At 63.1% G+C, this 2,048-nt stretch carries 1 protein-coding gene; it reads left to right on the top strand.

The window, feature by feature from the left end:
• Window positions 1-599: 599 nt before the first annotated feature.
• On the top strand, window positions 600-2,048 hold a 1,449-nt coding region (locus AC1D00_RS38430; RefSeq protein ID WP_477014267.1), incomplete at its 3' end, for a 2-isopropylmalate synthase.

Here is a 2,048-nt window from a genome sequence, read left to right as displayed (position 1 = left end):
CTGCGCTCGCAATGACGGCGTTGAAGCGATTGTGCGCAAATGTGTCCCATCGTCGTCCTGGCGAACGCCAGGACCCATTACCCCAGGGAGTGGTTTGGCGAAGGCTCGTCTTGTACTGCAATCGGTCTCCACGGACGGACCTCGCGCTATGGGTCCTGGTGTTCGCCAGGACGACACCAATGACGTGGCTTCGTTTCGCTTTTCCCAATAGCCGGGAGCAAGCTCGCGTCCAATGGTAGGTCAGTTCCCCTGACCATCTTTTGGCGTTGCAGTTGCGCCTGTTTCTCGTCTAGAAACAACCGCATTGGGCCTCCTGGCAACCAACCGTCAACGGTTTTGACCGAGGATTTGAGGGCTCAAAAGGGTCTGGCAATGCTGATTCGCGGCCAAATCGATGGGATTTCGGGGGAGGTGGCTCTGGCCGCCGCCACGATCCCGGCCGCGCTGCTGCCCACCCTCCTTCTTGGCGGGCTTCTTCTTACTTGCCCCTGAGGGCCGGCTGGGCGCCACGCGCCTGGGCGCTCAGGGGTTGGTCGAGATCACCGGACACCTCAAGCGCCCAGCATTGAACGGCGCAAAAGCTCAAAAGGAAATTTGCAATGGCCCCCGTGAACAAGTCCGATAAGGACCGCGTCATCATTTTCGACACCACGCTGCGCGACGGCGAGCAGTGCCCCGGCGCCACCATGACCTTCGAGGAAAAGCTCGAGGTCGCCGAGCTCTTGGATGATATGGGCGTCGACGTCATCGAAGCCGGCTTCCCGATCACCTCCGAAGGCGACTTCCAGGCGGTCAGCGAGATCGCCCGCCGCTCCAAGAACGCCGTCATCGCCGGCCTGTCGCGTGCCAATCCAAAGGACATCGACCGCTGCGCCGAAGCGGTGAAATTCGCCAGGCGCGGCCGCGTCCACACCGTGATCGCGACTTCGCCGCTGCACATGCGTGTCAAGCTGAACATGACGCCCGAGCAGGTGATGGAGCTCTCGATTGCCAATGTCACCCGCGCCCGCAACCAGATCGACGACGTCGAATGGTCGGCCGAAGATGCCACCCGCAGCGAGATGGATTTCCTCTGCCGCATCGTCGAGGCCGTGATCAAGGCCGGTGCCACTACGGTGAACATCCCGGACACCGTCGGCTACACCACGCCGGACGAATACACCCGCTTCATGAAGACGCTGATCGAGCGGGTACCGAATTCCGACAAGGCGGTGTTTTCGGTTCACTGCCACAACGACCTCGGCATGGCGGTGGCGAACTCACTGGCCGGCATCGCCGGCGGTGCGCGCCAGATCGAATGCACCGTCAACGGCATCGGCGAGCGGGCCGGCAACGCTTCGCTCGAGGAAGTCGTGATGGCCATCAACGTCCGCAACGACGTGTTTCCGTGGTGGAACAAGATCGACACCACGCAGCTCACCCGCGCCTCGAAGGTGGTGTCGGCGGCGACCTCGTTCCCGGTGCAGTACAACAAGGCCATCGTCGGCCGCAACGCCTTCGCGCATGAGAGCGGCATCCACCAGGACGGCGTGCTGAAGGACGCCTCCACCTACGAGATCATGCGGCCCGAGATGGTCGGCCTGAAGCAGTCCTCGCTGGTGCTCGGCAAGCATTCCGGCCGCCATGCCTTCGTGCACAAGCTGGAGGAGATGGGCTACAAGCTCGGCCCCAACCAGCTGGAAGATGCGTTCACGCGGATGAAGGCGCTCGCCGACCGCAAGAAGGACATCTACGACGAGGACATCGAGGCGCTGGTCGACGAGGAGATGGCGGCCTCCCACGACCGCATCAAGCTGACCTCGCTGACCGTGATCGCCGGCACCCATGGCCCGCAGCGCGCGACCATGAAGCTCGACGTCGACGGCCAGATCAAGATCGAGGAGGCCGAGGGCAACGGTCCGGTGGACGCGGTGTTCAACTGCATCAAGCGCCTGGTGCCGCACGAGGCCAAGCTCGAGCTGTACCAGGTCCATGCCGTCACCGAAGGCACCGATGCTCAAGCCGAAGTCTCGGTGCGGCTGTCGCATGACGGTCGCTCGATGACGGCG

It is taken from the genome of Bradyrhizobium sp. P2_E8, assembly GCF_056403875.1.
This window is presented reverse-complemented; position numbering and strand designations above follow the sequence as displayed.